Here is a 6298-nt window from a genome sequence, read left to right on the forward strand (position 1 = left end):
GGCCGAGCAGTGCCGCGCGGCGGCCGAGGTGCTGGCCGCCACGGGCCGTGATCTTCAGCACCACGCCAGCGACCTCGCCGAGTTGGCCGGACGGGCCCGCGCGCTGACCGAGCTCGCCGAGCAACACGGGTTGCGGGCCGATGCCGGCGGGGTGGCACCCCAGTGGGGCATCACCGGCGAGGCCGACGCCGGCCGCACCGCCCAGCAAGGGCAACTCGCCGACCACCTCGAATCGGAGTTCCGCACCCTGCAGGTCCTGGCCACCCGGCGTCGGGATGCGCTCACGGCCGCGATGGCGCAGGCCACGGAGGCGCTCACCCGCTCCGCTGACATCATCTCGCGCTGAATCACGCAGTACGCTCTGCGCCATGAAGCAACTCACCTCCAGCACGCACCTGACCCCTGCGCCGCAGGATGTCTTCGCCGAGATGAACACCACGGACTTCCAGGACGCCAAGTGCCTGGCCACCAAGCCGTTGTCCCACAGCGTCGATGTGTCCCAGGACGGCGAGGAGACCGTGCTGCGGACCGAGCGGGTGCTCCCCACCGACTCGTTGCCCGACATCGTCGGCAAGGTCGTCGGCAAGTCCGTCAAGGTCATCGAGGTGCAGCGCTGGGGGCAGCCGCGCCCGGACGGGTCGCGTACCGCCGACATCCGGGTCGAGGTGCCCGGTGCCCCGTTCACCGTCGCCGGCTCGGGCGTGCTCGTACCCAACGACGGCGGCACGCGTCAGGAGTTCGAACTCAACATCAACTGCACGATCCCGGTCCTCGGCGGCAAGGTCGAGAAGGCCGTCGCACCCATCGTCCAGAAGGCCATGGACGCCGAGGGTCGCATTCTCACGCAGCGCCTCGGCTGAGACCGATCGCCGCCAGACCCGATCGCCGCCCCAGGGCTGCGGTCCCGTCGCCGGGACCTCAGCCCTTGGCGTAGGTCAGCGCGTCCTGCGCCTCGGTCACGTCGTACCAGAGCATCTCGATCGCCTCGGCCCCACCGACCTCGTCGATGTGGAACGAGACGATGTGCCGCATCGGGACCGGCCCGGTCACCTCGACCAGGGAGAGCGCCTCGGGATGGGGGCCGTGCGGCTCCCCCACCGCCGATATGTCGACGTCCGCGGCCGCGACGATCCGCCGATCGTGCGCGGCGATCCGCAGCCCGGAGGCCTGGCGGGCGGCGTTGCACAGGGCGACGTACTCGCGCTCCTCCTCATCGGTGCCCGGCAGTGATCGTTCGAAGGCGCCGGTCACGGCATGGGCCGGCACCTGCCGACCGCGCAACTCGCGATGGTGGATCAGATCCGCCATGGTCGTCAGGTTGAGCGGCACGTAGATGCGCGTCTGCGGCATGAGGTCAGTTCCTTCGCTCGAGGGCTCGGACGGGAGGTGCGGAGCGCGGCCTCACGACTTCCGACGCGCCGCCTTCCGACCATTCAACAGCGCATCTGTCGCTGCGGTGGTCGGACGCACCGGCAGCCCGAAGGTCGACTGGAGTTCGGCCAACGCCTCCGGCACCGCGTCGACGAGCAGATCGAGGTCGGGCAGGCCGCGGCGGTCGGCGAGCAGCCCGACCTCGAGAAACCCGGCGTAGCTGGTGATCCCGACCGAGAGCGCGTGGCCGGGGCCCAACGGCAGCACCGGCCAGGTGCCCGTGACCGGCACCCCCAGCACATGCCGCCGCTCCTGGGGGCCGGGGACGTTCGTGACGATCAGGCTGTGGGTCCGCCGGGACAGCGCCCCGGAAAGTCGTGACCCCAGCGAGTGCAGGGTGGGCGGGGCGAACCCGGGGAGGCCCGCCAGCAGGTCGGCCGCGACCCCGTGCCCCGACCGCAGTTCGCGCGACATCGTGTGGGCGATGTGGGCCAAGCGCATCTCCGCATCGGGTTCCCCGACCGGGAGATTGACGAAACAGGCCTTGAGGTGCCCGCCGGTCGGGGTGTCATCGAGGTCGTTGAGCTCACCGGCGGTGGTCGGGTGCATGCTCACCGGGACCATGGCTCGGATGCTCGTGCCCGTCATGACCGGCAGCCCGCGGGACATGAGCCACGCCCGCAGCCCACCGGTGAGGATCGTCAGGGCCACGTCGTGGACGGTCACCGGCGTGCCTGCGGCCGTGCTGGCCGCGCGGATCTCACGGAGCAGTTCGAGGTCGCCATGGATGATCCGGTACCGCCGGGCCGTGCCGACGCCGACCTGGAGCGGCGAACCGGACGTGCCGTCGGTGGAGGCGTGCAACAGGAACTTGGCCGCCTCGACGCTGGAGTCGGCCACATCGGTGGCGGTCTGCCGAAGGGAGCCGACCCCCGAGCGCACCCCGTCGAGGAGCTTGGTGGGCCGGGTGACGACGTCGACCAGGGCACCGGCGAAGAGCTCGACGGCCTTGACGTCGCGTGGGCGCTTGGCCTGTTCCTCCTCCTCCGCGCCGTCGAGTTCGCCGCCGGGGGTGTCGAGCAGGACCTCGGTGACGTCCCGGGCATTGAGTCCGTCGACGAGCACCTGGTGGCAGATCGTCACGATGGCCAGCCCGCCGTCGGACAGGCCCTCGACGACGTGGACCTCCCACAGCGGGCGGGTGCGGTCGAGGCGGCGGCTGACGATGCGGGCGACGAACTCCTCGAGTTGGGCCGAGCGGCCCGGCGAGGGCAGTGCGGAGCGTCGCACGTGCCAGCTCGGGTCGAAGGCCGGGTCATCGGCCCACACCGGATCGGCCAGTCGGCCGGGCACCTCGCGCACCCGCTGTCGGAAGCGGCGCACGCGGCCGGTGCGGGTCACCACGGCTTCGACCACGTCCGCGGGGTCGATGTCGCTGGGCGCGAGACGGAGGATCGTGCCGACGTGCAGAGGGGTTTGCACGTCCTCGGCACGCAGCAGGGCTGCGTCCTGGGAGCTGAGCCGGTCTGTCACCCCCACATGTTGGCATGCCGGTCGCGTGCAAAGAACCCCGATGTGCGACGTCGTGATGAACTCGTCCTCGTGGTGGCCTGATCCGGCAGCCACGCGTCCGCCAACTCGGCCAGGGACTGTCGCAGTGGGGAGTTCGGGTGGGACTCGTTCAGGGCCCGCCCGGTGAGCATGGCCGCGTCCAGGGTTTCGGGGTCCCACGGCAGCAGGCTCACCGGACCGGTGTCGACGAACCGTTCGAGCGCGGCGAGCACGCGCTGACGCGGTTGCGGCCCCACCGCCGAGGAGCGCAGCTTGGTGACCACGACCCGTGGCTGCGTGATGCCGCGGTCGGCGAGTTCCTGGAGGGCACGCACGAGGCGTTGCAGGCCGACCGGATCGGCGGCGCCCACGGCCACGACCTCGTCGGCCACCTCGACCGCGGTGACCGCCGCGCCGTTGCGTCGCGGGGCGAGGGTGTCGTAGACGAGGTCCTCGTCCTCCTCGAGGAAGGGGGCGCAGTCGACGACGATGACGTCGGCCAGCCCCCGGGACACCGACAGCAGATGCTCGAGCGCGGCGGGTCGCAGCTCCGTCCACCGGTCGGCGCGGGGCAGGCCGGTGAGCACCCGCAGACGCGGGACGACCTCGGGAGCCAGTCGCGCCAGGGACGGCAGGTCCAGCGACCCGTGCTCGGAGGCGCGAGCGGCCGCGGCCACGCCGGGCGCCTCGTCCAGCAACGCGAGGGTCTGCGCGATCGACGCTCCGTAGGTGTCGGCGTCGATGAGGAGCACCTCACGCCCGGCCGCGGCGAGCTCGGCCGCCAGGTTGACCGCCACCGTCGTGCGCCCGGGCGAGCCCGTTGGGCCCCAGACGGTCACCACCTGGCCTTCGTGGGCGGTCGGCGTCGAGGCCGGGTCGTCGGGCGCGGGGTCGGACGGCGCCGAAACGAGCCCGGACAACTCGGCGTCGACGTCCGACAGGCCGTGCGTGGCCACCCAGGAGGCCACCGACCGGTCGCCGTCCTGGCCGTCGAGGGCCTCGCCGAGGTCCGTGGACGAGGCGTCGGCGGCGAGCACCCGGGTCAGACCGAGCTGCCGCAACCGCACCTCCGCGTCGGGCTGACCCGGCGGGGTCATCCCGACGACCCGAATGCCGTGCTGGGCCAACTGGGCGAAGGCATCACGGCCGACGCCGCGCAGATCGGCGGAGACGAGCGCGGTGTCACCGACCCCGGCCGCCGCGGCCGCCAGCAGGTCGGGCAGATCCACGCAGCGCCGCGTCACCTCGACGGCGCGGACCTGCTCGAGGCGGGTGACGACCTCACCCTCCCAGTGGTGGCCCAGGGCCACGAGAACCCGCACCGTCACCGCGGCTCACCCACGGGCGAGTCCTGTCCCAGGGACACGAAGAAGCGGGCCTCCTTGGCCACGAGGTCGGCCACGTCGCGCACGTCGCGCCGGTCGATGAGCAGTCGGATGCCGGCGGTGTCACCGCCGCCGAGCATGCCCTTGGCCTCCGGCACGGCGGCCACCGTCACGTCCTGGAGCACCACCTTGGGTCGCCCCATCGGCGCCGAGGCCCCGCCGCCGCGCACACTCGCCCAGACCGTGACGGTCGAGCCCTGCGTGAGCATGCGGGCGGAGGCCTGGTCGACCGGCAGGTGCACGAGCCGCACATCGACGGAGTCGGCCGACCCGACGGCCGTGCGGGGCATGAGCTCGCCCGGGCGTACCTCCCGGGTGACCACGTGCCTCTCCTCCAGCGACTCGGTCACCGGCACGTACAGATCGGAGACGGCGTCGATGCGCACGTCGGAGCGCACCAGATCGCCCGCCTCGATCGACTCTCCGGGGGCCAGGTGCCGGGCTGCGGCCCAGACCGGCACGCGGTCGTCGGCCCCCGCCACGACGACCGATCCGAGGATCAGGGAGGCGACCACGAGCAGGACGCCGATGATGAGGCGGCTGTCCCGCCAGGAGGGTCGTTGCAGTCGGTTGGCCATGGGCCGTGCCGGCTCCCCCATGACAGATCCCTTCGTTCGGGCGAGTACCCCGTGACCCGCGTCCGCCACGGATTCTCACCCACCGACCACCGCGCCGCCACCGGAGCGAGGCGGCCATGTGGACAAACACCCGCGAAAACGCGCATCCGTGGACAAATACCATCAACATCGGTCGGGGTGTGTCAGGCTTGATCCATGGCTCGTCGATTCATTCCCCTGGCCGAGGTCGCCGAGATCCTCGATGTCTCCGCGGCCCAGGCGTACGCACTCGTCCGCAGCGGCGACCTGCCGGCGATCAAGGTGGGCGGACGCGGTCAGTGGCGCGTCGAGGTCGACGAGCTGGAGAACTACATCCAACGCATGTACGCCGAGACCAAGGCCCTGATGGAGTCCCAGCACGGCGAGCCCTGACCGGTTCAGGCACCCTCGGTGGCCTCAGGCCACTCGCACGCAGACGACGGCGGAGAACGGCACCGCGACCCGGGAACGGACGTGTTCGGCACGTCGGGGGGCGTCGGCCGGATGCTCGCTGAGGTCGAAGTGATCCTCACCGACCGCCTCGACGGTGCCCTCGAGCATCCCGCCGGTCACGTCCGTGACCACCACGGCACGCCGATCCCGACTGATGCCACGTAGGGCGTAGCCGACTCCGAACCGGCGGGCCCGTTTGCTCGGCGCCGCGCGCATCGAGGGGTTGGGCCAGGCCCGCACGCCATCGAGGCGCACCAGGAGCACCCCCGGCCGGGTGTCGAGCAGGAGCCACCCGTCACCAACCTCGTCGACCACGCCGACCGCCTCGACTCCCGCGAGGAGTCGCAGCCTGACCTCGGCCGAGAGTTGCGCGACGAAGCGGTCCAGCAGCGGCACCGTGGCGCGTTCGCGACGTGTGCGGTCGGCCACCTCGGCATCACGTTCACGGTGCTCCTCGGCGTCCCATTGGGCCTCGAGGTCATCGAAGAGTCGATCCCAGCGCATGTCCCCAGCGTAGCTGTGAGGGGTTGCGCCCATCTGAAGCACCTGATTGAGTATGAACAACATCAAACATCGTCAAACAGTGCCTATGGATGCCGAGGGGTATTCATCAGGGAGGGGTGGGCCAGATGGAGTCACGTGCCAAGGTGGTCGAACGGGCGGACACCGGGAGTGTGGGCGTCCGGGGGGTCGGGGCGGGCGAGGGCGGGGTGCCCCTGAGCCTGGACGAGGCGATGACGAATGCCTTGATCGTCGTCGCCGTGCTGCTGGCCGGCTGGCTTCTGCTCGGGTACCTCGTGGCCCTGCTCGGGGCGTTGCCGGGCGGTGTCGGGCGCCTGTGCGATGGGCTCTCGCAGCGCTACTCCCCCACGTTCGCGCGCCGGATGGCCGCGATCACGCTGAGCGTCGGCGGCGCCGGGCTGGCCCTGGCCGGCCCGGCCA

The 6298-nt window shown here is 71.7% G+C and carries 9 protein-coding genes; 4 read left to right on the forward strand and 5 right to left on the reverse strand.

The window, feature by feature from the left end; genetic code table 11:
* Nucleotides 1-346: hypothetical protein (locus tag KD1_RS16985; RefSeq protein ID WP_169795414.1), on the forward strand; the 346-nt coding region annotated here is incomplete at its 5' end.
* Between the two features lie 22 nt (nt 347-368).
* Complete coding sequence (locus KD1_RS14940; RefSeq protein ID WP_068403241.1) at nt 369-860, forward strand: DUF2505 domain-containing protein; 492 nt, start codon at nt 369-371, stop codon at nt 858-860.
* 58 nt (nt 861-918) lie between these two features.
* Here the strand turns inward: KD1_RS14940 and KD1_RS14945 are convergent, their stop codons facing one another.
* From KD1_RS14945 to KD1_RS14960, 4 genes are read right to left on the reverse strand one after another with little or no spacing between them, the layout of a single operon-like run.
* On the reverse strand, nt 919-1350 hold the full coding sequence (locus KD1_RS14945) for a DUF6912 family protein (protein WP_068403243.1): 432 nt from the start codon (nt 1348-1350) through the stop codon (nt 919-921).
* Nucleotides 1351-1401: 51 nt separating this feature from the next.
* Nucleotides 1402-2904, reverse strand: a complete 1503-nt coding sequence (locus KD1_RS14950; protein ID WP_068403245.1) for a wax ester/triacylglycerol synthase family O-acyltransferase — start codon at nt 2902-2904, stop codon at nt 1402-1404.
* Entirely contained in the window at nt 2901-4250 is a 1350-nt protein-coding gene (locus KD1_RS14955; RefSeq protein WP_068403246.1) for a CpaE/TadZ family protein, read from the reverse strand. The genes KD1_RS14950 and KD1_RS14955 overlap by 4 nt, the downstream gene beginning before the upstream one ends.
* Nucleotides 4247-4906 (reverse strand): CpaB family protein, encoded by a 660-nt coding sequence (locus KD1_RS14960; protein WP_157073394.1) that lies wholly within the window; start codon nt 4904-4906, stop codon nt 4247-4249. Before KD1_RS14960 ends, KD1_RS14955 begins: the two co-directional genes overlap by 4 nt.
* A gap of 174 nt (nt 4907-5080) precedes the next feature.
* Here KD1_RS14960 and KD1_RS14965 point away from each other — a divergent pair, with 174 nt between their 5' ends.
* Nucleotides 5081-5296: a helix-turn-helix domain-containing protein gene (locus KD1_RS14965; RefSeq protein ID WP_068403250.1), complete on the forward strand. Its 216-nt coding sequence runs from the start codon at nt 5081-5083 to the stop codon at nt 5294-5296.
* 24 nt (nt 5297-5320) lie between these two features.
* Here the strand turns inward: KD1_RS14965 and KD1_RS14970 are convergent, their stop codons facing one another.
* Nucleotides 5321-5860, reverse strand: a complete 540-nt coding sequence (locus tag KD1_RS14970; RefSeq protein WP_068403252.1) for a hypothetical protein — start codon at nt 5858-5860, stop codon at nt 5321-5323.
* A 125-nt stretch (nt 5861-5985) separates the two neighbouring features.
* On the opposite strand from KD1_RS14970, the gene KD1_RS14975 reads away from it, so the two are divergent.
* A partial coding sequence (locus KD1_RS14975) for a hypothetical protein (protein ID WP_217995906.1) occupies nt 5986-6298 on the forward strand: 313 nt, incomplete at its 3' end.

Origin of the sequence: Kribbia dieselivorans NBRC 106261 (assembly GCF_001552435.1) — a bacterium.
Taxonomy (GTDB): domain Bacteria; phylum Actinomycetota; class Actinomycetes; order Actinomycetales; family Dermatophilaceae; genus Kribbia; species Kribbia dieselivorans.